General features: G+C 65.5%; 28 protein-coding genes. 14 read left to right on the top strand and 14 right to left on the bottom strand.

The window, feature by feature from the left end:
* Nucleotides 1-55: 55 nt before the first annotated feature.
* Genes ACR9Y5_RS18735 through ACR9Y5_RS18745 form a run of 3 tightly spaced genes read right to left on the bottom strand, consistent with a single transcriptional unit; the run spans nt 56 to nt 3,491 of the window.
* A complete protein-coding gene (locus ACR9Y5_RS18735; protein WP_481299384.1) occupies nt 56-1,675 on the bottom strand; it encodes an ABC transporter permease in 1,620 nt (539 codons plus the stop codon).
* On the bottom strand, nt 1,672-2,454 hold the full coding sequence (locus tag ACR9Y5_RS18740) for an ABC transporter ATP-binding protein (RefSeq protein WP_481299385.1): 783 nt from the start codon (nt 2,452-2,454) through the stop codon (nt 1,672-1,674). The genes ACR9Y5_RS18735 and ACR9Y5_RS18740 overlap by 4 nt, the downstream gene beginning before the upstream one ends.
* Nucleotides 2,451-3,491, bottom strand: a complete 1,041-nt coding sequence (locus tag ACR9Y5_RS18745) for an ABC transporter substrate-binding protein (protein ID WP_481299386.1) — start codon at nt 3,489-3,491, stop codon at nt 2,451-2,453. Before ACR9Y5_RS18745 ends, ACR9Y5_RS18740 begins: the two co-directional genes overlap by 4 nt.
* Before the next feature lie 186 nt (nt 3,492-3,677).
* Between ACR9Y5_RS18745 and ACR9Y5_RS18750 the strand changes: the two genes are divergently transcribed.
* Genes ACR9Y5_RS18750 through ACR9Y5_RS18760 form a run of 3 tightly spaced genes read left to right on the top strand, consistent with a single transcriptional unit; the run spans nt 3,678 to nt 6,771 of the window.
* Nucleotides 3,678-4,331, top strand: coding sequence for a GntR family transcriptional regulator (locus tag ACR9Y5_RS18750; protein ID WP_481299387.1), 654 nt, complete (start codon nt 3,678-3,680; stop codon nt 4,329-4,331).
* The gene (locus tag ACR9Y5_RS18755) at nt 4,328-5,686 is read left to right on the top strand and encodes an amidase (protein WP_481299388.1); all 1,359 of its coding nucleotides are present in this window, start codon (nt 4,328-4,330) and stop codon (nt 5,684-5,686) included. Before ACR9Y5_RS18750 ends, ACR9Y5_RS18755 begins: the two co-directional genes overlap by 4 nt.
* Nucleotides 5,683-6,771: a HoxN/HupN/NixA family nickel/cobalt transporter gene (locus tag ACR9Y5_RS18760; RefSeq protein WP_481299389.1), complete on the top strand. Its 1,089-nt coding sequence runs from the start codon at nt 5,683-5,685 to the stop codon at nt 6,769-6,771. Before ACR9Y5_RS18755 ends, ACR9Y5_RS18760 begins: the two co-directional genes overlap by 4 nt.
* A 138-nt stretch (nt 6,772-6,909) precedes the next feature.
* Here the strand turns inward: ACR9Y5_RS18760 and ACR9Y5_RS18765 are convergent, their stop codons facing one another.
* Entirely contained in the window at nt 6,910-7,281 is a 372-nt protein-coding gene (locus tag ACR9Y5_RS18765; protein ID WP_481299390.1) for a hypothetical protein, read from the bottom strand.
* 872 nt (nt 7,282-8,153) lie between these two features.
* Nucleotides 8,154-8,297 carry a hypothetical protein gene (locus tag ACR9Y5_RS18770; protein WP_481299391.1) on the bottom strand — a complete coding sequence of 48 codons (144 nt, stop codon included), beginning with the start codon at nt 8,295-8,297 and terminating at the stop codon, nt 8,154-8,156.
* 289 nt (nt 8,298-8,586) lie between these two features.
* Here ACR9Y5_RS18770 and ACR9Y5_RS18775 point away from each other — a divergent pair, with 289 nt between their 5' ends.
* Entirely contained in the window at nt 8,587-9,372 is a 786-nt protein-coding gene (locus ACR9Y5_RS18775) for a hypothetical protein (RefSeq protein ID WP_481299392.1), read from the top strand.
* Nucleotides 9,373-9,379: 7 nt separating this feature from the next.
* On the opposite strand, the gene ACR9Y5_RS18780 is transcribed toward ACR9Y5_RS18775, so the two are convergent.
* Together ACR9Y5_RS18780 and ACR9Y5_RS18785 are read right to left on the bottom strand one after the other, a co-directional pair.
* A complete protein-coding gene (locus ACR9Y5_RS18780) occupies nt 9,380-9,928 on the bottom strand; it encodes a hypothetical protein (protein WP_481299393.1) in 549 nt (182 codons plus the stop codon).
* A 45-nt stretch (nt 9,929-9,973) separates the two neighbouring features.
* Entirely contained in the window at nt 9,974-10,291 is a 318-nt protein-coding gene (locus ACR9Y5_RS18785) for a helix-turn-helix domain-containing protein (protein WP_481299394.1), read from the bottom strand.
* A gap of 181 nt (nt 10,292-10,472) precedes the next feature.
* Here ACR9Y5_RS18785 and ACR9Y5_RS18790 point away from each other — a divergent pair, with 181 nt between their 5' ends.
* The 6 genes from ACR9Y5_RS18790 to ACR9Y5_RS18815 all read left to right on the top strand — a co-directional run bounded on the left by ACR9Y5_RS18790 (nt 10,473) and on the right by ACR9Y5_RS18815 (nt 13,483).
* Nucleotides 10,473-10,697 (top strand): hypothetical protein, encoded by a 225-nt coding sequence (locus ACR9Y5_RS18790; RefSeq protein ID WP_481299395.1) that lies wholly within the window; start codon nt 10,473-10,475, stop codon nt 10,695-10,697.
* A gap of 16 nt (nt 10,698-10,713) precedes the next feature.
* Nucleotides 10,714-11,484, top strand: a complete 771-nt coding sequence (locus ACR9Y5_RS18795; protein ID WP_481299396.1) for a hypothetical protein — start codon at nt 10,714-10,716, stop codon at nt 11,482-11,484.
* A 6-nt stretch (nt 11,485-11,490) separates the two neighbouring features.
* Nucleotides 11,491-11,775: a hypothetical protein gene (locus ACR9Y5_RS18800; protein ID WP_481299397.1), complete on the top strand. Its 285-nt coding sequence runs from the start codon at nt 11,491-11,493 to the stop codon at nt 11,773-11,775.
* A complete protein-coding gene (locus ACR9Y5_RS18805) occupies nt 11,772-12,176 on the top strand; it encodes a hypothetical protein (RefSeq protein ID WP_481299398.1) in 405 nt (134 codons plus the stop codon). The genes ACR9Y5_RS18800 and ACR9Y5_RS18805 overlap by 4 nt, the downstream gene beginning before the upstream one ends.
* Before the next feature lie 262 nt (nt 12,177-12,438).
* Nucleotides 12,439-12,858 (top strand): hypothetical protein, encoded by a 420-nt coding sequence (locus tag ACR9Y5_RS18810; RefSeq protein WP_481299399.1) that lies wholly within the window; start codon nt 12,439-12,441, stop codon nt 12,856-12,858.
* A gap of 25 nt (nt 12,859-12,883) precedes the next feature.
* On the top strand, nt 12,884-13,483 hold the full coding sequence (locus ACR9Y5_RS18815) for a hypothetical protein (protein WP_481299400.1): 600 nt from the start codon (nt 12,884-12,886) through the stop codon (nt 13,481-13,483).
* Here the strand turns inward: ACR9Y5_RS18815 and ACR9Y5_RS18820 are convergent, their stop codons facing one another.
* The 3 genes from ACR9Y5_RS18820 to ACR9Y5_RS18830 all read right to left on the bottom strand — a co-directional run bounded on the left by ACR9Y5_RS18820 (nt 13,484) and on the right by ACR9Y5_RS18830 (nt 15,886).
* Nucleotides 13,484-14,092: a hypothetical protein gene (locus ACR9Y5_RS18820; RefSeq protein WP_481299401.1), complete on the bottom strand. Its 609-nt coding sequence runs from the start codon at nt 14,090-14,092 to the stop codon at nt 13,484-13,486. It lies immediately after the preceding gene.
* Between the two features lie 682 nt (nt 14,093-14,774).
* Nucleotides 14,775-14,912, bottom strand: a complete 138-nt coding sequence (locus tag ACR9Y5_RS18825) for a hypothetical protein (protein ID WP_481299402.1) — start codon at nt 14,910-14,912, stop codon at nt 14,775-14,777.
* Between the two features lie 329 nt (nt 14,913-15,241).
* Nucleotides 15,242-15,886: a TetR/AcrR family transcriptional regulator gene (locus ACR9Y5_RS18830; RefSeq protein WP_481299403.1), complete on the bottom strand. Its 645-nt coding sequence runs from the start codon at nt 15,884-15,886 to the stop codon at nt 15,242-15,244.
* Nucleotides 15,887-16,001: 115 nt separating this feature from the next.
* On the opposite strand from ACR9Y5_RS18830, the gene ACR9Y5_RS18835 reads away from it, so the two are divergent.
* From ACR9Y5_RS18835 to ACR9Y5_RS18850, 4 genes are all read left to right on the top strand, one after another.
* A complete protein-coding gene (locus ACR9Y5_RS18835; RefSeq protein WP_481299404.1) occupies nt 16,002-17,297 on the top strand; it encodes an MFS transporter in 1,296 nt (431 codons plus the stop codon).
* Nucleotides 17,298-17,380: 83 nt separating this feature from the next.
* Nucleotides 17,381-18,196, top strand: coding sequence for a sugar phosphate isomerase/epimerase family protein (locus tag ACR9Y5_RS18840; protein ID WP_481299405.1), 816 nt, complete (start codon nt 17,381-17,383; stop codon nt 18,194-18,196).
* Nucleotides 18,193-19,320, top strand: a complete 1,128-nt coding sequence (locus ACR9Y5_RS18845; protein WP_481299406.1) for a Gfo/Idh/MocA family protein — start codon at nt 18,193-18,195, stop codon at nt 19,318-19,320. The genes ACR9Y5_RS18840 and ACR9Y5_RS18845 overlap by 4 nt, the downstream gene beginning before the upstream one ends.
* A gap of 242 nt (nt 19,321-19,562) precedes the next feature.
* The gene (locus ACR9Y5_RS18850) at nt 19,563-20,588 is read left to right on the top strand and encodes an SDR family oxidoreductase (protein ID WP_481299407.1); all 1,026 of its coding nucleotides are present in this window, start codon (nt 19,563-19,565) and stop codon (nt 20,586-20,588) included.
* A gap of 6 nt (nt 20,589-20,594) precedes the next feature.
* Here ACR9Y5_RS18850 and ACR9Y5_RS18855 read toward each other — a convergent pair whose 3' ends face one another.
* The 4 genes from ACR9Y5_RS18855 to ACR9Y5_RS18870 are packed head-to-tail and all read right to left on the bottom strand — an operon-like array spanning nt 20,595 to nt 23,286.
* A complete protein-coding gene (locus ACR9Y5_RS18855) occupies nt 20,595-20,984 on the bottom strand; it encodes a nuclear transport factor 2 family protein (RefSeq protein ID WP_481299408.1) in 390 nt (129 codons plus the stop codon).
* A 9-nt stretch (nt 20,985-20,993) separates the two neighbouring features.
* Nucleotides 20,994-21,758, bottom strand: a complete 765-nt coding sequence (locus ACR9Y5_RS18860) for an SDR family oxidoreductase (RefSeq protein WP_481299409.1) — start codon at nt 21,756-21,758, stop codon at nt 20,994-20,996.
* A 19-nt stretch (nt 21,759-21,777) separates the two neighbouring features.
* The gene (locus ACR9Y5_RS18865; RefSeq protein ID WP_481299410.1) at nt 21,778-22,845 is read right to left on the bottom strand and encodes an aldo/keto reductase; all 1,068 of its coding nucleotides are present in this window, start codon (nt 22,843-22,845) and stop codon (nt 21,778-21,780) included.
* A 36-nt stretch (nt 22,846-22,881) separates the two neighbouring features.
* The gene (locus ACR9Y5_RS18870; protein ID WP_481299411.1) at nt 22,882-23,286 is read right to left on the bottom strand and encodes a nuclear transport factor 2 family protein; all 405 of its coding nucleotides are present in this window, start codon (nt 23,284-23,286) and stop codon (nt 22,882-22,884) included.
* Nucleotides 23,287-23,891: the final 605 nt, after the last annotated feature.

Genomic DNA, 23,891 nt, shown 5'->3' on the forward strand with positions numbered 1-23,891 from the left:
GGATCGGTGGACCGGGGGTGAAGCGGGTGGGACTGAGTGGATCGTCGAGTGGAGGTCAGGCGCTCAGCCGCCGCAGCGCGACGGACTCGAGCGCGGTGAGCACCGCGTACAGCAGGATCGACAGCGCGGTGGTGACGGTGACCGTCGCCCAGAGCGCCGAGAAGTCGGAGTTGATCGACGACAGCGCGATCAGGTGGCCGAGGCCGGTCGCGGTCGCGAGGTACTCCGCGAGCACCGCGCCGAGGATCGCGCCGGGGATCGCGACGCGGGCACTGGAGGCCAGGGCCGGCAGCGCGTAGAACGACCGGATCAGGACGGTGCGCAGCCACCCGACGTCGTAGGCGTGCATGAGGTCCTCGCTGGAGCGCGGCACCTGGCGCATCCCGGTGACCACGTTGACGAAGGTCGGCACGAAGGTGATGGTCGCCGTCAGCACGGTGACCCCGAGGAACCCCCGGCCGAACACGAGCCCCACCAGAGGTGTCAGCGCGACCAGCGGGATGGAGCGCAGCGCCATCGCGATCGGGGTGAACATCGCATCCACGGTGCGTGAGAGCAGCACCACGACGGCGGCGGCGAGCGCGAGCGCTGTGCCGAGCACATAGCCGCCGGCGGCGTCGCCCAGCGTGGAGCCGAGGGCTGCGAGCACCGTGCCGCGGTTCGCCGCAGCGTGCGGGCCGGAGAAGAAGTAGGCCAGCACGTCCCCCGGGGTCTTCGCCAGGTACGGGTCGAGGCCGAGAGCCCAGACCAGGCCGTACCAGACGACGACGACCGCGGCGATGCCGATCACGGTGCGCAGCAGGGTCCACGCCCAGCCGCGCCGGCCGGACCGCGTGGCGGTCGCGGCGCCCGCGGCCTCGTTGTTCACGGCGGTGAACCGGAGCCGGCGGGCGGCGAGCGAGACCAGGCCGTAGCCGACCGTCGAGATGATCGTGGCCAGCAGCGCGATGGCCCAGGTCCGAGGCACTTCGAACGCCTGCTGCGCCTGCACCATGGCCACGCCCAGCCCGCTGTCCCCGCCCAGGTACTCGGCGACGATGGCGCCGAGCAGGGCGCCGGGGATGGAGAGCGCGACGCCGGCCGCGGCGGCGGGGACCGCGAAGCGTACGCGAACGCGGAACAGGACGAATAGCCGCGACGCGCCCAGAGTGTGCCCCAGGTCGAGCGCGCTCGACGAGGTCTGCGACAGCCCGAGGAGCACAGCCGAGGCCGACACGAAGTAGACGGAGAGCGCCGAGATGACGACCTTGGTGACATCCGAGCTCACGAACACCACGAGCAGCGGCCCGATGGCGACGGCCGGGATGCAGTAGCTCGCGGCGGCGACCTGCATCACCGTGCCGCGCGCCCGCGGCCACAGCACGCAGGCGGCGCCGGCGACCAGCGCCGCCGCGTTGCCGATGAGGAAGCCGCGGAAGGCCTCACCCAGCGTCACCTCGAGGTTGGGCAGGTAGAAGCCGTCGTGGAACAGCTGGCCGACGACGGTCCACGGCTCGGGGATGATCTTCAGGCGGCCGCCGAACAGCGTGGCGATGGCCGCCCAGAGCACGAGGATGAGCCCCACACCGGTCAGCGAGAGCCCGGCGCGGCGGGCGGCGGCGGGAAGCGGGGCGGAGCCGCGCACCCCGGAGGCGGGAGCGCGGCCGGTCACGGCGGCGGCGCGGAGCGTGCTCATGCGGCACGCTCCTGCTCGTCGCCGAACAGCAACCGCGTGAGGAGTGCCGTGTACTCCAGGAACTCGGGAGTCGAGAGCAGCTCGCGGGTGCGCGGACGAGGCAGCTCGATGGGCACGACCTGGGTGATCCGGCCCGGACGCGGGGACATGACGACCACGGTGTCCGAGAGCAGCGTGGCCTCGATCACCGAGTGCGTGACCATGAGCGTCGTGGTGCGCAGCTCGCCCCACACCCGCAGCAGCTCGAAGTTCAGCCGCTGCTTCGTCATCTCGTCCAGTGCACCGAACGGCTCGTCGAGCAGCAGCACCTCCGGGCGGTGCGCCAGCGAGCGGGCGATCGCCACCCGCTGGCGCATCCCGCCGGAGAGCTGGTAGGGCTTCGACTTCGCGAAGTCGCCGAGCCCGACCAGCGAGATCAGGTCATCGACCGTGCCGTCGTCGCTCAGGCCGGCCGCCTCGAGCGGGAGCCGCACGTTGTCGCGCACCGACTTCCACGGCAGCAGCGCGGAGTCCTGGAACGCGATGCCGAGCCGGTGCGCCCGCCGCACCTCCGCCGGCGGGGCGCCGTGCACACGCACGTCGCCCCGGGTGACGCTCTCCAGATCGGCGAGCATGCGGAGGATGGTGGACTTGCCGCAGCCGGAGGGGCCGATCAACGACACGAAGCTTCCGCGCGGGGTGCTCAGGTCGACGTCGTCCAGCGCGAGGACCGCGCCGGCCCTGGTCGTGAACTCCTTGGAGACCGACCGCAGCTCGATTCCGTCCGAGAAGTCGCTCACTTGCCCGACGTCCCGCCGTACACGTCCTTCAGGATCTCGTCGCTGAACATCGAGGCCTTGGCGTTGGACCCGCCGAGCTTGAGCGAGCTGATGGTCTTCTGGATGTCGGCGTCCGACATCCAGAACAGCCCGTGCTGCTGCGTGGTGGGCGAGACGACGAGGTCGTTCTGCTTGGTCGCCTGGGAGACCTGCTGCGTCATGCTCAGTTTGAGGTCCTTGCCGTACTTGTTGACGGCGAGGTCGGCGGAGAGGTTCGGGTCTTTGACCGCCTGCTCCCACCCCTGCGCCTCGCCCTTCATGAGGTCGACGATCTGCGCGCGCTTGGCCGGGTTCTTCAGATCGGCGGTGCGGGCGACGTACACGTCCTCGAGCAGCGGGTAGCCGAAGTCGTTGAGCAGCATGGTCGAGACCTTGACGCCCTTCTCCTCCAGGATGGTCGGCTCGTTGGTGTAGAACGCGACGAAGCCGTCGACCTCGCCGGTGGCCAGCGGAGTGGGGTCGAAGTCGATGGTGACGACCGTGACCTGCGATGGCGCGATGTCGTTCGCCTTGAGGAAGGCGTTCCAGACGGGCAGGTTGGTGGCCGAGACGCCGATCTTCTTGCCGATGAGGTCGCTCGGCTTGGTGATGGGCTTGCCGGCCAGCGAGACGATGCAGAACGGGTTCTTCTGGTAGCCGGCGCCGATGATGGTGAGGCCTGCGCCGTTGTTGATCGCGTTGACCGCGGTGGCGGTGTGCGTGATGCCGACCAGCGCCTTGCCGCCGGCGACCACCGGCTCGACGGAGAGGTTGGGGCCGCCCGCGATGAGGGAGACCTTGACGCCGTTCTTGCTGTAGTAGCCCTTGTCCTCGGCAACCAGGCTCCCCGCGAACTGCACGTTCTCGAGGTAGTTGAGCTGGAGCGAGGCGGAGGGGGTGCCGCTGCTGGCGGAGGCTCCGCCGCTGCAGGCGGTGAGGGCGAGGGCCGCGGAGGCGGCGAGGACGACGCCGAGCACAGCGCGCGGTCGGGCCGGGCGGAGGGAGGTGCGGTTCTTCATGTCGGGATTCCTCTTGGCTGGGGGTGCGTGTGGGGACCTTCGTCGGGGGGATCGAAGGAGGAGGCGCTTATGTCTACAAAAGACAGACTCCAGCCGCGTGGTTGCCCTCGGATTTCCGCATTGTAAAATCCGTGTAACGCCAGAAGCGTGCTCGCGATGCGGTTTTGTAGACAGTAGTCTTTGCCCATGATCGAACAGAAGAGCCTTGTCGAGCTCGCCGGGGACGAGATCAAGAAGCTCATCTCGAGCGGTGCCCTGAGCACCGGCGACCGCATCCTCGAACAGCAGCTCTCCCTGCAGCTCGGCATCAGCCGGCCGCCGCTGCGGGAGGCGCTGCGCATCCTCGCCGCCCAGCACATCCTGGAGCAGTCCCCCCGGCGCGGCTACCACGTGGCGGGACTCGGTGACGACGACGCCGCTGAGATCTACAGCCTGCGCGCGGTGCTGGAGTCCTTCGCCCTCGACCTGCTCTTCGAGCGGCTCGACCGCGTCGACTTCACCGAGCTGGAGGTCGCCGTCGACGCCATGTGGGCCGCGGCGCGGGCCGGCGACCAGGCGGCCATCATCGAGGCCAACAAGGACTTCCACCTCATCCTGGTCGGCCTCTCCGGCCACAAGCGGCTGACGCAGACCTACCAGACGCTGATGGAGCAGATGCAGCTGCACATGGCGCGCAACCTCACCACGGAGGCCGCGTCCAGCGGCAGCCTGCGGGAGGGCTGCCGCCGCCACGAGGAGCTGCTGGAAGCGCTGCAGACCCGTGAGCCCGAGCTCATCCGCCGGGCCATGCGCGCCCACGGCGAGCGCCGCTTCCTCGACGGCGTGAGGGAGGTGCCGTGACGCCTTTCCGCGTTGCGGGCTCTCCCGCACTCCCCTCGGCGGTCGAGCTGGCCGCCGACGTGCGCGCAGGCCGCCGTACGGCCGCGGACGTACTGGCCGAGCACCGCGACCGCGCGACAGCGCACGCCGGGCTGAACGCGTTCGTCGACGCCGACTGGCCGGCAGCGCTGGCCCGGGCCGCCGAGCTCGACCGCCGCCGCGCCGCGGGCGACGCGCTCGGCCCGCTCGCCGGGGTGCCGCTCAGCGTCAAGGACGTCATCGCGGTCGCCGGCCTCCCGCTCACCCTCGGCTCCCAGGCCTTCGCGGGCAACCGCGCGCAGGCGACGGCGACCGCCGTGCAGCGGCTGCTCGACGCCGGCGCGGTGGTCGTGGGCAAGACCAACCTCCCCGAGTTCGCCTTCGGCACCACCTGCGACAACGAGCTGTCCGGGGCCACGCTCAACCCGCTCGACCCGTCCCGCTCTCCCGGCGGCTCCAGCGGCGGCGAGGCCGCGGCGGTCGCTGCGGGTCTCAGCTCGCTGGGCCTCGGCACCGACTACGGCGGCTCGCTGCGCTGGCCCGCGGCCTGCACCGGGATCACGGCGCTCCGTCCCTCCCTCGGCCGGGTGCCGGGCGACGGGCAGGTGCCGGGCGCCGGCGGCGATGTGAGCGGACGGACGCCCCCGGACCCGGCGCGGATGCAGTCGCGGTACCAGGTGGTCGGCCCGCTGGCCCGCACGGTCGGCGACATCGCCCTGGCGTTCGACGTGCTGTGCCCGGAGGCGGACGCCGCGCCTGTCCCCGCCTCACCGCGGATCGGTTGGACGGCCGCCGGCGAGCTCGGCCCGGTCCGGGCTGAACTGGTGGCCGCGCTGTCCGGCGTCGCGTCCGCGCTCGGTGCGGTGGAGGTCACGACCGAGCTGTCCGCGACGCTGGACGCCTACAACGCGTATCGCGACCTCGACCCGCTCGTCGACCATCTGGAGGCGGTGCGCGGCCGCGAGGCGCTGGTCTCCCCCGGCGCGCTCGCCTCCCTGTCGGCATCCATCGGGGCCGCGGCGGCCGACGTGGTCGCCGCACGCGAACGGGCCGACGCGGTCCGGGCACGTGCGCTCCGGCTCTTCGAGCGCGTCGATGTGCTGCTGCTTCCCGTGGCCGGCGGCCCCGCCTGCCTTCCCGACGGCAGTCTCGACGTCGACGGCGAGCGCGTGGACGGCTGGCGGCTGATGGCGCACTGCCGGGCGGTGACCCTGCTGGGCGCGCCCGCGGTGTCGGTGCCGGTCGGCGTGAGCGCCGAAGGCCTGCCGCTGTCCGTCCAGGTGGTCGCCGCCCCGGGCCGCGACCGGCTGGCGCTCGCTGTCGCGAGGAGGCTGTGAGCGCGCGGGCGCACACCGTCCTGCTGGTGTGCGCCGCGGCGGCGATCATCGCGACCGGAGCAGCGCTCCTCGTGGCCGCCCACGCCTCGGGCGAGGCCCAGGGCGTGCTGGGTGTCGGCGCCGGGATGCTGGCGCTCACCCTCGGCGCCCGGCACGCCTTCGACGCCGACCACATCGCCGCCATCGACAACACGACGCGGCGGCTCCTCGCCTCCGGGCGCCGGGCGGGCACGGTCGGCTTCGCGTTCGCGCTCGGGCACTCGACCGTCGTCGTCCTCCTCTCCCTTCTGGTGGGCTCCGGGCTGCGCGCCATCACCGGCGCGCTGGGCGACCCGTCGTCGGGGCTCCGTCAGGGCGCCGGGGTGGTCGGGGCCGTCGCTTCCAGTTCCTACCTGCTCATCATCGCCGCGCTCAACGCGCGCACCCTGCGGGGCCTCCGCCGCTCCCTCACGGCGGCCCGGGCGGGAGCGCCGCCGGACCCGGCCGCGCCGACGCACCGGCACGGCCTCGCGGACACGCTCCTCAAGCCCCTCTGGCGACTCATCGACGCCCCGTGGAAGATCTTCCCGGTCGGCTTCGTGTTCGGCCTCGGCTTCGACACCGCCAGCGAGATCGGCCTGCTCGTCCTCACCGCACGGCAGAACGAGACCGCGGTCCCGCTGTGGGCGCTGTTGGGCCTCCCCCTCCTGTTCGCGGGCGGGATGTGCCTGGTCGACGTGATCGACAGCGCCGTCATCTGCGCCGCCTACGGCTGGTCGGGCACGTCACCCGTGCGCCGGCTGCGCTACGACGTCACCGTGACCACGGTTTCCATCGCGGCCGCAACCGGCGTCGCCGCGGTGCAGATCGCAGTGCTGCTCGGCTCCTTCGGCGGCCCGGCCGATCCGCTGGCGGCCCTCGGCTCGATCGACACCGGTGCGGTCGGCCTCGCCATCACCGTCGCCGTGCTCGGCGTGCTCGGCTGGGCGATGGCCGGAACACGATGGACGCAGTCACCCCGGAACAGAAAAGACCCCCGGTCTCCCGGGGGCCTTCACGTTCGTGGGTCAATTGATGAAACTGCCGCTTCCCCTTGCGGCGCTTGAGTTGTTGATGGTGCGGTTTCACCCGGCGATTCTTTGAGGATTGGTCCACGATTCTCTGGACGGCGCTCGATCCCAGTGTTTGTCTGGGATCGAGCGGTCGTTGCGTTCAGGCTTTGGTATCTCGCGCGATTGTTCGGTTCAATACTCTGCATCGCTGGCGAGGATCTTGATCGCTTCGGTGAACTGGCGGAGGTGGTCGAGCTCCTCGATGATCCACGGGTGAAGTTCTCCCTGCTCATGGACTGCCTGGAACGTTTCCATCAGCTGGTGGGTGCGGACAGCTTTCATACCGAACGGAAGCGGGCCGAGTTCGTCTGCTGAGATCGTGGTTCCGTCTGTAGTCGCTGCCTCGCTGCGGATGAGCAGCTCAATGAGGAGTTCGATCCTGGTGCCGTTGTAGGCGTCGGCTGTTACTGCCTTTTCGCAGTACTCGAAGGTTCGGGTGAGGTCGTTGTCTGCGCCGTACTTGCTGAGGCGGGTTTCGGGGGTGTCGGCGGGGTAGGTGGGCATTGGGTGTCCGATCGCTGGGGACCTCCGTGTTGAGGTCGACCGCCCCTATGCGCGGCGACCTGTCGGCTTGGTGATTCTGACTCGATCTGCCTTTGCGCCTGCTCGTAGTAGTCGCGGAGCTCCTTGCTGGCGTTGGTGTCGAACCATCGCTTTGACGTGGTGTTGTTCAAGTCGAGGTCGGCTGCGTGCCGTACGTCGATAGTGGCGAGTTCGGTGATCACTTCTTTGATGTTCCAACCGAGTGCGCGGGTTGAGAACTTGTTCGAGCCGAGCTTGTAGGCGGCGCGGTTTCCGTCCACCTCCCACTTGAGTTCCGCCGCTCGGACTGCGTTGTCGGCGCGTTCAACAGCCCAGCGAAGGATGTAATAAGCCCGTGTGACTTCAAGCGGGTCGACGAAGTGGGTGGCGCCACTGTTGAGCACGGTTCCGACTGTGTGGCGAGCGCCTGCAACTTCCCCGGTTGTGAGGTCTCGGTGGATTGAGGTGATCACGTTGCGGCGTTCCCGGCGGAACGCTGCACTCGCGAGTACCCACGGGATGACGCCGACGAGTATGAGCGTTAGGACATCGACGACCACCTTCCATACGCCGGAGAGCGTCCACGTTGTCACCCATCGTGCTAGCGCTTCCAACGGCTCCACTCTCACTTCCCTGACTAGCAGTTCTTCGTCCGGGTCTGACTATCGACTCGGTCTATCGGAGTGTTAGCGCGGTGCCGCACACAAGGCGGTTATGACATCGCAGCCACGCAAGAAGACCACGGGAGAAATGGGGCGTTCGTCCGGGGAGTTCGGCAGCCGGGATCGACGCGACGCTGACCTCGGCGTGTTGATCCCGGAAGCGTCGCAACCTCGCCCGGAGATCACAATCCATCAGGCGACTTCGGACGAGACGATGAGGACAGCCTGCTGCGGGAAGTCGCTTTTCGCACTCAGCTCGCGCGACGTGGTCTCCAACGATGCGAGCACGGTGAACTGCGGCAGGGAGCCCTCCGATGCAGCCCGCGCGGCCGACATCGTGGAACGCCGGCGCCACTTCGTGGCGTTGGAGGAGCTAGCCCTCGCTCGGCGTCGGCGCCCCTAGACGTCGTGTCTCGGGTTCAGCCAGTAATCGAAGACGCCGAAGAAGTCGGCGCTTCGCCCGGTAAGACCCCGTATTGGGGCAGCGGGTCTGGGTTCGCCAGCGCGGCTTGTCCCGTAAGTTCGTTAGGTGCCGTCCTCGCGCCCGCCTCGTTCCGCTCCTGGCCGTGTTCTCAGAGGGACGGAACGCTTTGCCGAGGAGACGGTCGCTCTCGTCGCCCCGCATGTGTCGTACAAGCGCGCGGAGTTGCTCCTTGCGACGACGAGGTTGGCGCATTGGGCTGCCCACAACAATGTCGTCTTGTCGCACAGTTCGGTCTTCGTCGACGAGGTGATCGACGGGTTTATCCGGGACGGTCTGCCAGGGCACCGCGACTCGTCTAGGGGCACCGTACGTTCGCAACTGCGGAGGATGCGGGAGGTCCTCCTTGGCAGTTCCGCAGAGACCGCTGAAAGACTTGCCGGCTCGGACCCGGTCGTGCCGTACTCGCGCACGGAAGTCCGCGGCCTCACGGACTGGGCCGCGAAGCAGAAGTCCAGCGATTTCCGACGGGACGCCCGCACGATTTTGGCGTTGGGCCTTGGCGCGGGTCTCACGGCCGGGGAGATTGGCGAGGCGCGGAAGGAGGATGTCCAAATTGACGAGCTCGGGGTCCAAATCTTCGTGCGCGGGGATCGCGAGCGCACTATTCAGGTGCTCGCCGGCCAGGAGAAGCGACTGATGGACGCCGCCGCCGCGGTCAAAGGTGGCGAGTTCCTTATCCGCCCCGGTCGACCGGCGGCTTCGAGGAACTTTGTGACTAACCTGGTCGACCGGGGCGTGGCAAGTGATTCGGGCCCGAAGTCGCAGCGGATGCGCGCTACGTGGCTTGTGCATCATTTGAACTCGGGCACGCCGATGACGGTGTTGCGCGAGGCTGCAGGTCTGGAGTCTCTGAAGGCATTGACACCCCTGCTCGCGTTCGTTGACGTCGTTGACCCGGTTTCAGCTCGTCAGGCGCTTCGTCGTTAGCGCGGGGTCATCCCCACAGCTCATCCACTTCGGCGAGGTCCGCTTGCCGCTGAGCCTTGGCTAGAGCCTGTCGCGCTTTTCCTTGCTCCCTGATGGCGTCAGCTACTTCAGCGAAGTCGTCTTCGGAGTACAGCTGTTGAGGAACCAGGCCAATTTCGTGGGTCGTACCGTATCCGGCGCTCACGATTACGGCAATTAGCGCGGAGAGTCGAGCGCCGTAGAGGTAGTTGAAGAGGCTTCGGTGGATGGTTCCAGTAGCCGTGCGATCGTAATCAGAGATCGACTCCGGCCACTTGACCCGGTCGATTGCGCCCCGAAGGTCGTCGGCGATGCGTCGAGCCTCGGCCTCGACGCTTTGCTTGAGATCGGCGATACCCGCAGCACCCAGTGAACGTGTGACCTCTGGTCGCTTCTGCGCTTGTTCTTTGGCAAAGACGAGCGCACGTTCGGGTAGTTCGTCCGCGACGTGGTCCAGGCATGCTTGCTTTGCCTCAGCGGCGACGGCGTCCGCCTTTGCCGACGCGGCTTGGGCTTCACTCAGCGATTCAGGGCTCATGCCTTGACTTTAGGGCTGACCTCCGACACGTCTGTGCAGGCGGGTTCAGCGGACGCGGCCGGGCCACAGCCGCTTGTTGATTGCGGTCTCTGCCTTGACGATGAAGACCAGGTCGGGGTACGAGTCGCCGGCAAGTATTCGACGCAGGGAGTTGTGGTCCACTCCGATCTCGTCGGCGATGGCTCGGCCGCTTAGCCCTTCATAGCGGTCGCCGATTGCAGCTTTGAGATTGAGCGCGAATCTGCGTGCTGTTTCCTGGATTGCGTCGTCGAAAGGTACCGCTAGCCAGTCGGGGCCGGCTCCGGTGTTCGGTGACTCACGGGGTCGCCGCCCTCTCGGCTTCGCCGGCTCGTCGCCTTCCATACGACGAGAGTAGCGGGCGATGGGGTGACATCTGCCTCATGCGGGCCGGGTCTGCTCAGTTGGGCAGCGAGGGCCAAAGGTCCGTGTTGAGCGTCTCCTCAAGCGAGGCGACGTCCCGAAGATCTGGGATGCGACTGCCGTCGAGTATCTGTTTCAGCTCGGCTTCGCGTAGTCCTGCCTTTTGGGCGATTTCGTGCAGGTCCGCTCCGCCTATCGCGGCGGTGAGGTTGTCTATGAAGAGGGCAGCCGCCTGTCGCACTCGTTCATCGCTCACTCTTCACCCACCGAACTCGACACCTCGATGGCGGTGCTCGTCATTGCGAAATCCTTTCTGGCGGTGGAGCACGCGGAGGGCTACTCTGTCTATTTAATTAACCATATTGGACACTGCCAGACGTTCCACTGAATCTCAAGGAGCGACGATGAACGAGCCAGATGGCCGAAGCCTCGAGCCGCTGCCGGAAGCTGTGGTCGCGGCGATGATCATCCGCGAGCTCCCGGGCGTCGACGCCGACGTACCTGTCGGCTGGGCTCCCGCTGCTCTGGCCGTTGCTTTCGGCCAGCTGGCGAACAGGCCCGGAACACAGATCACGATCACGAAGCACAAGGGGAGCTTCAAGACGTCATTCACCCGAGGGACGCTCGTCGAGCCGGAAAGGGAGGTCTACCCACATCCAGGCTCCTGGTACGGCGGCGAGATCGCCATGAATAGCTGCGAACTATGCGGTCGTCCTGGGCGCCGGCACCGCGAACCGGACGGCGTTTACTGCGACTCCTGCCATGACCTCAACGCCGGACGTACGCCAATGTTCGACCCCAGGCTCCCCCTGGATGTTTTCACGTCTGAAGCGGTCAGAGAACTACCCTCCATCGAATCGCTGCCGTCAATACCTGCGGGGTGGGCACCGCTCATCCGCTCTGTACTCAAACGACTGGGTGACGGCTCGGGAGCGGACGTGGTGTTCGAGGACCGCGGAGATCATCTGACGGTTACGTCCGCTCCTGACCCAGCTGAGCGCGTAGAAGAGGTGCGCCGCGTCCTCGAAACTCTGTCACGGGAGCGCTGCCGTTACTGCAGCCGTTTCACCGAACATGCGACAGTGACCCCCGGCGAGTGTGACGGATGCGTTTGGGTACGCTCCCGTGGATGGCGCCAGGTGACGGCCGCGACTGCCGATTCGGGACGGCGGTGACCTCCCATGCCGAAGCAGCCGATGGACGTGCCCGCTTACCTTCGGTCTCTACCGATCGGCGCCGTCTTCACCCACGCAGACCCGACACAGCAACCCGACAGCTGGATCAAAATCGGCGATGACAGTTACCGACGCACGTACGACTGGGTGCGGTTTGAGGCGGGTAATTTCGCCTCCTGGACGCATGCGGAACTGACCGAACCGGTCGACTACTCCATCACTCAAGAGCAAGCGGATCAGAAAGAGGCCAACGAACGACGACGCCCAGGACCGAGGGAGATGGGCCAATGAACACCGCCAGCTCCCGGTTCGAGCTCACTGACGACGACATCGGCGTCTGGCAGGTCACCACCGCCTCGGGAAGCGTGTACCGATTCGACTTTGAGGAGCGGACCGTGGAGCGTGTCGGCGGCGAACCGCGTCAAATAGCAGCGCCGTCGGATGTTCTGCAACCGCTCCGCGGCATCGCCAGTATTCGGGTCGGTGAGCGAGGACGCTGGTGGGTTCGGAATCTCAGCGGCGGGTATCTCGATCCGGTTGAGGTGTGGCAGTGGTCGTCACAAGTGACAGGAATCGAACGGGTGGGAGACGTCGGCTCGTCGTATGACGCTCCTGGACCGGATCCATTATCGAAGTTGCCAGATTTTCCGACTACTCCGATAACGACGTCCGAGGACCTGAATCGTGAGTAGGCCACTGCAGACGCGGTACAACCTGACGAACGGGACAGGCGGCCGGTGGATGGTTGTAACCGCGCGGAACACGTTCCTTGTGGACCTCAGCAGAAGAAGAGTTGAGGTCGCCGATGACGAAGGGCGTTCCTTTCCGCTAGTCAACGACGCCCGCTATCGACTCTCCGCCCTTGATGTAGAGCTCGGCAGACGCGCCACGCTGACGCTGACGATCCCCGCTGACAACCCCTGCGCCCGCCCATATCAGTTCGAGACAGACCAGGTGACCTCCCTCACCCAAGCTCCCCGACGCAGGCAGGACACCGCAACACATGTTGACCTGTCCGGGATCTACGACCCGGGAACCCCCACGGAGTTGACGATGTGTCGACGGCTCGGCGTCGACTCGGCGCAACTCCACTCGCTGGCAAGCGACGGGAGGGTCCTCCGGCTGGTGACCCTCGACGGGGCAGTTATCTACCCGCTTGCCCAGGTTGATGAAGCAGGCCGACTGCTTCCAGGGCTCGACGCGGTGCTCTGCGAGCTCGGTGGCGGAACCGGCGACCCGTGGACGTGGTGGCTGTGGCTGACGTCGAAGCCCGGCTGGGCCGGCGGCCGGGACATGTGGGAGCTGCTCGGAGACGGCCAGGTCAGCACCGTCATCAGCGCAGCAAGCAGAGCCGCCTGGGCGTGGCGGCAGTAACAACCAGTAGACACGGAGGAGACGAATGAGTGACTGGGGCGATGACACTCTCGACGAATGGGGGAAGACCGCTGCGGCGCACACGGGTGAACGCCTTAACGCAATGGAGACCGACCCGTTCAGTACGCGGGAGGCAAAACAGGACACTGAACAGCACGGATCCAAGCCTGCTCCGGGAGTCGGCGACGCATCGGAGATAACAGCTGACGAGGGCGAAGACGCCGACGCACCGCCTCAACTCGACAACCGTGACGCCAACGACGAGATCCGGCCGGTGCCCGTGTTCGCCGTGTTGACGGAGCCTGAATCGAGTGAGACGGCGCCGAGGAGCGGACGTTGGGAGATCGTCACGGAGGCGTCGCGGTATTTGCTCGACCTGGACCGAGAACTGCTCCAGCGCGTCAGAGGTACCGTGAAGCCCGGTCCGGAGGTTGCGTTCCCGTCAAAGCTCCGAGACCACGAGCGCGGGTGGGTGCGCTTACTTCGCATCGTCCAGCTCGAGCTGGGGAAGCCAGCGATCTTCGACATCGAGTCACTGGGTGGACCAGAGGTGCTGTTCACGCGTCGTTCCACCACCTACGTGCTGTCGATACGTCAGCTAGGTGAGAGCGAATCGTTCGATTGACTAATCGTCGGACTCTTCAGCCAGCGGCAATCGGAACCGGCGCCGCTCCCCCTTCGGCTCGATCTCGATGATCCGGTTGTCCAAGGTGTAATCCGGTTCGGGTCCGAGCTGTTCGATGAGGTCCCGGATTGTGTACCGGTGCACTCCCAGTCCGTCGTCCTCCCAAGTGGAGAGAGTCTTGTTGCGGGGCCCGATGACGCGCTGAAGTTGCAAGCGGTCGTTGTTCTTACTCCGGATCACCACCGCCGACCTGGCGGTTGGAAAGCAGACCTTGAACAAGTCGATGAGGAGGGTGAGACGGTCGTGAGCGGCTTTGGTGTTCGCGAGGAAGCTGGCCTCGACTCGATCGTGAAGCGCCGTGTCGTAGTCGTCACGTCCCAAGAACGCGACAATTTGCGGCGGGAACTCTAGTCCCAGGCCGAGCGCGTACTTCCTCTCCTCAGCGGTCAACGGAGCATTCCAACCGGGAGCGAACCAATCGTTCCCGACGTACACAGCCCTCGACATGAACCCCGATTGCACCGAGATGCGGTTCAGGAGGGTGTTCAAGGGTGGCAAGTAGCCACCAATAAGCTCTTCAGTCATTTCCATCCTTCTCAACACAGCCATGCCTCCCACTCTGGGATGCATCTGCTCGAGTAAATGCGGCGGAGGAACGCAAGCGAATCGGCCGGCGCTGCCTTTGGAAGGTGATCCGCTCCAGCACCTTGACGAAGGCGCTCTCTTAAGCGTCGAAACGTATGGCGCTGCCGGGGGCCGCGCAATCTCCTGTTTAGCCGTGACCTCGAGGTCGAGAACCGCCCTGCGCCTGTATTCGCAGTTCCGAAAGACGCACGGTCTAGCGACACAGCCCCGAGGAGCGGACGAGGGGAAGGCGCCACCGAAGCGAGCCGGTAGACGTTTTGAATCGAATGGAACGAAGGAGGATGCTATGACCAACACCAGCGCCGGCTCATCAGCCGCGACGGCCCGACGGTGCCGAAGCTTACAGCCGGGCACTTGCCCGGTGGGACCGCGACTTGTATCGGGCCGGTGACTGCCGTGCGTCGATGACCTCGAGGGTTGTCTCTCGCCTTGCTGTTGTCTGTGGAGTCCTTTATCCCTCGTTAGAGACGACACCTGAGCAAGTGTTCTTTCCGAGGAAACGTGAAGGCTCCAAGTTTGGTCGAGGCGGCGCCCGCATCACAAAGTAAAGGTGGGGGCGCCGCGGCAATGTGGAGAACATATGACCTCGATCCCGGTACGGGACGCCTACGCGAATGCCACGCTGACTTCATGTTGGTGCGGTGCATTAGCCGGCGGTGAGTTTCGCGCGGAGCGGGTCGAGCCAGGCGCGGTCGCCTCCGCGATCCGTCAGCGTGGGAGCCGAGCCGATCCGCAGCTTCGTGTTGGTGTGGACGGGCCGGTTGATGACGGTCTCGGTGTCCACGGCCTCGACGATCCGACCCTGGTAAAGCACAAGGACACGACCGGTGTCCCGGCAAAGGAGCCGAGGTCGTGCGAGATGAACAAAAAGGCGACGGAGGGACCGGCCAGCTCACGCAGGAGTTCGAGGATCTGCACCCGATTCGCCGAGTCCAGAACACTGAACCGGCTCGTCGAGGATCAGGCGCCGCGGGTCGTGACCAGCGCACGCGCGATGGCGGCGCACTGCCGCTGGCCGCCGGACACGTGGGCCCGGAGCCGGTGGAGCAGCGACTCGGGCAGCCCGACGGGCAAAAACGGCCCGCAGCACCGGGCTGGCCGGGCCGCAAACCTCTATCTAGCGCGGCCAGGTAGCTGTGTGACTGGCGGCTCCACATTGTCCACCGGGGGCGCGACGATTTTTCGTAGAAGCGCTAAGGCGCCAGCCATGTCGACTTCAGGATCAAGAAGCCACTGCACCTGCAGGCCGTCGAAGGCGGCAACAATGAGGGCCGCCACATTGTCGAGATCTACCTCAACCGTAGGTTCGCTGGGCAAAGCTCGCCGCAAGTGTTCGCGTACTTCGGCTCTGACTCGCTCGAACCGTTCGGTGAAAAAGACTCGCGTGGCGTCACTTTGCGGTTCAACTGAGCTTCCAAGCAGGGACGTGTAGAGCGCCACCAATCCTGGGACACGCGCGTTGTAGTGTGCACCGAGGGCAAGTCGCTCGAACACATCGGCGTCCTGGACCGCCTGCGCCGCAGCTCGCTCATCTTGGGCCCTGATCACCTCTATCAAGAGCGCTTCCCTCGATGGGAAATAGTGCAAGAGAGCCGCATGAGAGACGCCGATCTCTTCGGCGATGGCTCGTAATGAGGTGCCCGCGAACCCTCTGGCCGAGAAAACTTCGAGCGCTCGGCCAAGGATCTCCTCGCGTCGACGTAGGCCCTTTTCGTATGGCCCCCGAACTCGCGACCGGGCGCTCTTGCTGATTTCCACAAGTCGAGTGTAAACCTCAGAAAGTTAAAAACATCCACACGGTGGTTTTTAATGCTACCGTGGCTCCCACTCCGATCGATGACGGAGTATTCAGCTTTTACGAAGGAGTAATGGCATGTCCGTAGTACCGAACGAACCGCTGGACGCGCAGGCAAACGTGGCCGACGCTGCCGGCGCCGTCGCACCCGAGCGCACTTCCCTGCGGAAGTTGAATCTCTGGAGGCTGCTCCTGCCTCTGACGGCCGTGAGCATCGCCATTCCGGTGGTCTGGGGCTCCGTCCAGTCAATCTTTCTGGCACTGCAAGTGCAGAAGATCGACCCTTCTGCAGCCAATGGAAACCTTGCGCTAGTCGTCGGAATCGGCGCGATCGCTTCTATGATCGCCGCACCTGTGGCTGGAGCCTTGAGTGACCGCACCCGGTCGCGGATCGGCGGCCGAGCTCCGTGGATGCTTTTTGGAGCGGGTCTCACTCTCGTCGTTGGCATTCTGATGGGCTTCGCAACCACGGTCCCTGAACTGTTGCTTTGCTGGCTGGGGCTACAGATTGGGACAGGGTTCGTTTACACGCCATTGAGCGCGCATATTCCTGCGCGCGTCCCGCTTGTTCGTCGCGGAACGTTCTCGGCTGTCATGGGAACCGCAAACCTCGTAGGAAACCTCTTGGGGCAGACTCTCGGCGCCTCCTTTTCGGAAGCTATCTTGCTGGGGTACGTCTTGGTTGGGCTGCTGCTGATGGTCACTGTGGTGGCGTTCGTCTTGATCAACGCGAAGTCCAACGTCGGCGAGGACAAGATTCCATTCCGCGTAAGTGACATCCTTCGCACGTTCTGGGTGAACCCGATCCGGCATCCGAACTTTGCATGGGTATTCTTCGGTCGGTTCCTTCTCTTTGTCGGTTATTTCCCGCTGACCGCGTACACCCTTTACATCCTTCAGTCGTACATCGGGCTCGGGTCGAAGGCAGTCGGCGTCGTTCCGGTGGTCGGCCTTGCCGGCCTCATCGGAACCTTCATCGGGACACCGCTTTTCGGGTTTCTCACTGACCGCCTGCATAGAACCAAGCCGCTCATCGTCGTGGCCTCCATTCTCCTGATCGTCTCGTTCGCTTTTCCCCTCGTCTGGCATACCGAGTGGGCAATGCTCGCATTCTCCTTCCTCTCGGGCCTGGGCCTCGGAGCCTACGTCTCTGTCGACTACGTCCTGATTACGCAGGTCTTGCCATCAACCGCTGAGGCCGGCAAGGACCTAGGGATCATCAACATCACTACAACGCTCCCGCAAACAATCGGCGTCGCGCTGGGCACCGCAGTAATTACCGCACTGGGGGGATACGCCGGCTTGTTCCCAGTCGGAATGGTCTTCGTAGCCCTCGGTGCGCTCTGCCTGATCGCCGTTCGGAACGTGCGCTGATCCCTCCAACCTAAAAAACTGCGCGAACACACATTCCCAGTGGAGTGCTCGCGTTTCCGCACCGCAACCTAGGAGATACACGTATGAAAACAGAGTCCTCTATCCAACTCTTCACCGTTCGCGAACCAATCGCGCGGGATCTGGATGCCACTATCGCCCAGTTGGCAGAGATCGGATACCGCCACGTCGAAGCGTTCAATTTTGTCGAAACCGCCACGGCGCTAAAGGACTCGCTCAGGAGATACGGTTTGGACGCGCCAACCGCCCACGCAATCCTTATCGAGAAGGACCTCGACACACCCGACGGTGTTCTGGCAGTGGTACCCCCCGAGCGCACCTTCGAAGCGGCGGCGGATTTGGGGGTACAGATTGTCATCGACCCGTATGTTCCGGGCCTTCTCTGGCAGACGCGCGACAGCGTCGCGCGTCTGGCAGACGTGCTGAATCAGCGTGCCGATCAGGCCGCTCGTTACGGCCTCCGGGTCGGATATCACAATCACGACCACGAGTTGGTGACCAAGATCGGGGACAAGACAGCTCTCGAGTTCTTCGCTGACCAACTCAGCCCCGACGTCGCGCTGGAAATCGACCTCTATTGGGCGATGGCAAGTGGACAAAACATCGTCGAGTTGATCGAGGCGCTGAAGGATCGCATCCGAGCAGTTCACGTCAAAGACGGGCCGATGCGTCCCGGGATTTCGACCACCAACTTCCCGTCCGACCAGACACCGGCTGGCCGGGGCGATGTCCCCTTCGCGGAGGCGCTGCGAGCAGCTATGTCGCTGGAATACGCTGTCGTCGAGTTTGACTACTTCGCCGGCGATATTTTCGACGCAGCCGCCGAAAGCTTCCAATTCCTGGAGCGTACGCTTGCCGACCTCAAGGGAGCTCGAGCATGAGCGCGCGGCCGGTCCGAGTGGGCATTATCGGCGCAGGGATGATCAGCGATCAATATCTCAGTAATCTCGTGCGCTACCCCGACGTGGAGATCGTTGTTGTTGGTGACCTCGACCAGTCAAGGGCAGCCAGCCAGGCAACAAAGTACGGTATAGCGCGATCAGGAGATGCCTCAGAGGTTCTCGACTCTCCCGACGTGGAGATTGTCGTGAACCTGACCATCCCCGCCGCCCATGTCGACGTATCGTCCGCTGCGATCGCCGCAGGAAAGCACGTCTGGAGCGAGAAGCCCATAGGCGTTGAGCGATCAGCGGCAGCCAACCTTGTGAAGCAGGCTGCAAGCTCTGGCTTGCTACTTGGAGTTGCCCCCGACACGGTCCTAGGGTCAATGTGGCAGAGCGCCAAGCGCGCGATCGAACGAGGCGTAATCGGAGAGCCTCTATCAGCGGTCACAGCGTTCCAATATCAGGGTCCCGACATTGCACACCCGAATCCGGACTTTCTCTTCGCCAAGGGGGCCGGTCCCCTGTTCGATATGGGTCCCTACTACCTGTCTGCACTCGTGCACCTTCTTGGACCAATCTCCGAGGTGTTCGCCGCGGGCTCTCGAGCAAGAGATTCTCGGGTCGTAAAGGTCGGGCCCCGCACTGGGGAATCGTTCCCTGTCGAGGTAGCGACACACGTTTCAGTTCTCAGCACGTTTGCGGGTGGCGAGACGGCAAATTCGCTGCTCAGCTTCGATACAGCTCGATTCGGTCAAGGCTCTATTGAGATCAACGGCACCGAAGGTTCTCTTGTTCTCGGCGATCCAAACTACTTCGGCGGATTACCGATAGAGCTTTACCGGCCTTGGGAACAGCTGCCGACCGAGTGGAAAATGGAGCCGGAAATCTTGCCGGAAGATGGTCCGGCGGCGGGACGCGGCGTCGGCGTAGTGACGATGGCTCGGACCATCCGCGGGGAGAACATCCACATCGCGACGGGTGAAGTCGGCTACTTTGTCCTGGATGTGATGATTGCTATTGAAGAGTCCATCGCGAAGCATGCGCCCGTATCGATTCAGTCAACCCTGGGGCCGATTCCGGCACTTCCGGTCGATTTCGACCCATTTGAAGCCACGCTCTAGTCGCGGCAGGCGCCCGAAGATAGCGCAATCAGCTAGGAGACTTCCCGCCTGGTCGTTGACCGACCAGGCGGGAGAACCTGTCAGCCGCAAGGTCATCAGCCACCGGTGGGGTTTGTCGGCGTCGCATCGTCCGCAGCAGCCCAGCGGTGAGGACTCACCGATCACACGAGATCTCTGAACGCATACTGTTACCGGAGAGTTCTCCGCTAGCCTTATGGTGTAGACGATCGGGAGGATTTGTGATGACAACACAGACAGAGGCAGTGCTGGTCACGGGGGGCACGGGTTTCCTGGCGGGTTGGGCGATCGTGCAGTTGCTCGAGCAGGGTTTCGAGGTACGGACAACCGTGAGATCCTCGAGCCGTGCCGATGCGGTGCGCGACGCGGTGGCGGCGATGGGAGACCCGGGCGACCGGCTCAGGTTCGCGGTCGCGGATTTGACCTCGCCCGACGGCTGGGACGAGGCGGTCGCCGGTTGCGCCTATGTTCTCCACGTGGCCTCCCCGCTGGGTGCCCACGGCCCGAAAGACCCGGACGAACTAATCCGCCCTGCGCGCGAAGGCGCGTTGAACGTGTTGCGCGCGGCGGCGCGGGGAGGTGTGCGTCGCGTGGTGATGACTTCGGCTGCGAACACGGCAAGCCCGACGTCGTACACCGCCGATGGCGTCTATGACGAGACGGCCTGGTCGATCGATGACCCGTCGTTCCCGGCGTACCGGCGGTCGAAGATCATCGCTGAGCAGGCGGCCTGGGATTTTGTTAACACGTCTGGGACCGCCCTTGAGCTCACGACGGTGCTGCCCGGAGCCGTGTTCGGCCCGCTACTCATGGCGGAGAACGTCGGGTCTGTGCAGATCATCCAGCGTCTTCTTCGTGGGCAGATGCCGGGGGTGCCTCGGATCGGTCTGGAGGTGACCGATGTCCGTGACGTCATGGATCTGCATGTGCGGGCGATGCTGTCCCCCGCTGCCGCCGGTCAGCGGTTTCTTGGCACGGGCGAGTTCATGTGGATGCGGGAGATCGCGTCGGCGCTGCGCCGCGGGCTAGGGCAGGAGGCACGCGCCGTGCCGAAGCGTCAGCTGCCCGACTTCGTGGTTCGCTTGGCGGCACGCACCGACCCATCGCTGCGGCAGATCATGCCCGGGCTTGGCCGGCGCAGCCGTCACACGGCGGCGAAAGCGCGGGATCTGCTCGGCTGGGAGCCGAGGCCGGGTGCCGATGTGGTCGTGGCTGCCGGCCGCGGTCTGCTCGACTGGAAGCTCATCTAGCGGCGGTTATCCGAACGCTTCGGCGGCGTGCTGGGTGTCGAGGTACTCGCGTCCGGCGCTGAGCCGACCGTCTCGCACGTCGAAGAGGTACGCGACCCGGTTGTCGTACTGGACGCCGGTCGTGGATTCTCCGATGACGTGCGCCTCGATTGCGATGCTGTCGGCCCCCACGGTGCGGGAGGTGATCTGCATCTGCGGTCCGGATGGCAGCGCCTGGGCGACGCGGGCCATCATGTCGGGGTATTGGTCGCGACTGTAGGTGCCGGCGAGGGAGAACGGGCCTCCCGGCTTGCCGGGGACCGTCCAGGTGAAGTCATCGGTGGTGAGCGCGAGGGCGGCCGAAAGGTCGCCCTCGTTGAGCTTGGCGAAGAACTCGGAGGCGAGATCGGCGCTCATGGGGACTCCTCAGACTTGGTTGGTGGGCATGATCCACAGGTCCGGAATGGAGGCGTGCCGGGGGCGGGTGATCATGTAGGTCACGCCGTCGGCGACGTCCTCCGGGTCCAGGCGCAGATCCTCGGTGTCATGTCGGCCGGTCCACTTCTCGCGGATCTCGGGAGAGTTGTGGCTGACGAGTTCGGTTTTCACCCCGCCGGGTTCGAGCACGCCCACGCGCACGTTGGTGTTCTTGGTGAGTTCCTGCCGGAGGGATTCGGTGAACGCGTTGACGCCGAACTTCGTGGCGTTGTACACGCCGTAGGCCACGGCGACGCGGCGGCCGGCGACGGAGCTGATGTTGACGATGTCGGCCACGCCCCGCTCCCCGTTCTGTGCGGCGTCGACCAGGTGCGGCACGGCGGTGCGGGTGATGTACAGCAGGCCGCGCAGGTTCACATCGATCATCCGGTCCCACTCGTCGATGTCGGCGTCGGCTGCGGGATGGACCAGCATGAGGCCGGCGCAGTTGACGACCGTGTCCAGGCGCCCAAACCGGTCGATCGCGGTGGCTACGGCGGCCGCCGCGTCGTCGCGCCGGGCGATGTCGGCGGCCACCGCGACAGCATTCCCGCCTGCATCAGTGATCTGCGCGGCCAGGTTCTCGAGCCGGTCGGCGCGACGGGCCACCAGGACGACGGAGGCCCCTTCCGCGGCGAGCCGTCGCGCGGTCGCTTCGCCGATGCCGCTAGAGGCTCCTGTGATCAGTGCGGTCGTTCCACTGAGGGCGGGCATGCGTCGGTTCCTTCCGGACTCAGTGCGATGCCATGACGGCGGCGTATCCGTCCAGGAACGGGGCTTCGGCGGGGTCAGGCCGGTCGGTAGCGAGCATCGTGCGGTGCCAGAACGGATACTGCGCAGGAGGCTGGGTGGCCGCGTCGATGCGGGCCCTCGCGTCGGAGGGCAGCTCGAGAGTGCTCGCGCCGAGGTTGTCGAGGAGCTGCTCCTCATTGCGGGCGCCGAGGACGATGCCGGTCACGCCGGGCCGCCCGAGGGTCCACGCCAGCACGACCTGCGGGATCGATACCCCGAGGTCGGTGGCGACCGCGTCGAGGGTGTCGATCACCTTGTAGAGGTGCTCGCGGTCGGTTACGTGCGGTTCGGGCCACTCGGTGCCCTGCCGGTGGTCGGCGGAGGTCTGCTGCCCGCGTCGGACGGCGCCGGTGAGGAGGCCTTCGCCGAGTGGGCTCCAGATCATGGTGCCGAGCCCTGCGTCCAACGCGGCGGGGAGGATCTCGTACTCGATCTCTCGCGACTCGGGGGTGTAGTACACCTGCTGCGCGATCGGAGGGATGAAGCCGTGCTCTCGCGCTGTCGCGACGGTCTTGGCGACCTGCCAGCCGGAGAAGTTGGAGACGCCGGTATAGCGGACCTTGCCGTCGCGGACGAGCTGGTCCAGGGTCTGCAGGGTCTCGGCCAGCGGCGTCTCGCCGTCCCACTGGTGCAGGTAGAGCAGGTCGATTCGGTCGGTGCCGAGGCGGCGCAGCGAGGCGTCGACGGCGTTGATCAGGTGGTGCCGGGACAGTCCGGCCTGGTTGGGGCCGTCGCCGGCGGGGAAGCGGGCCTTGGTGGCGATGAGTACGTCGTCTCGACGGGACGCGAGCGAGCGGCCGACGATCTGTTCGGCGTCGCCGGCGGAGTAGAAGTCGGCCGTGTCGATCATGTTGACGCCGTGGTCGAGGGCGATGCCGATCAGGCGGTCCGCGGTCTGCTGGTCGAGTCCCCCGGTGGGCTTGAACATCGGGTGGTCGCCGATGTTCAGGCTGCCGAGAACGAACCGTGAGACGCGCAGGCCAGAATCTCCGAGTTGACGGTACTGCATGAGATATCTCCTTTTCGATCTACCGGGGTGTGTGGGTCAGCTCCCGGTGGGGCTGACGGTGAGGCCGCCGAGAAATTCGCGGTATTCCACGATCTGTCCTTCAGAGTTGATGCGGTGCAGCACGGTGGTTAGCAGCCCTCGGTACGGCTTGCCGCGGACGACTCCCTCGCCGTGGTTGCACACGATCACCCAGTCGCCGTCGAACAGGCGCAGATCCTCCCCCGTCGTGGTCAACCGCGCGTTCTCGAACAGGCGGCGCCACCCGTCGCGCTGGGCGAGTGCGTCGTCTCCGCTCCAGCGGCCGGTGAAGGGCGGCGCCGGGTACTCGAAGGTGAAATCGGGAGCCCACAGGGCGAAATAGTCGTCCCAGGCACCCTCCACCCAGGCTGCACCGAAGGCGTCAGCGACGCGGTTCAATGCGGCTTTATTGTCGAGAGTCATCTGTTCCTCCCGGACTCAACCATGCTCGCGTGAGCGTGGTGCAGTAAGAATCCTTATCAGTGTCCCACAAAGACGGAGATATCTCCACCTATGGGTTCGGGTTGACGAGGGACGCGGCTGCGTGGCGAACGCCACTGATGGCTGCCTTCTATGTGTTCGCGCCGTGGCCCAATCACGCCCTCGCGGAGGAAGAACGCGTAGCCGTGCGCACGCCGCGACCGCGTGGATGAGGGATGTCGCCTGTTCCGGCGTGGCTCGCAGTCGGGTTTGCCGGTTCCAGGAGCAGGTCGCTCACCCGCCGACCGGTGTCGTCGAGCTCGGCAAAAGGCGTGCTTGTCGATGCCGGCGGAAGATGAGCTCGAACAGGGCCAGCTCATCGCTTACGAACCGGACGTAGGCCTCGGCGAAGTGATCATTTGCTCGGGACGGCGGCGTAGCAGCGGCAAGCGCCGTGGAGAACCGGGCGTGTTGCTCGTCGTAGCTACGCACCGCGAGCCGGTCAGGAGAACTTCCTTTGCCAGCGAAGTGCTCGGCGCTGCGGTACTCACCCCCGGCCAGGCGGCTCGCTTTCGCCAGGGTGAAGGCAACCAGGGCTACTTCACTGG

The sequence above is a fragment of the Leifsonia sp. KNZ13-11D genome (assembly GCF_056754895.1).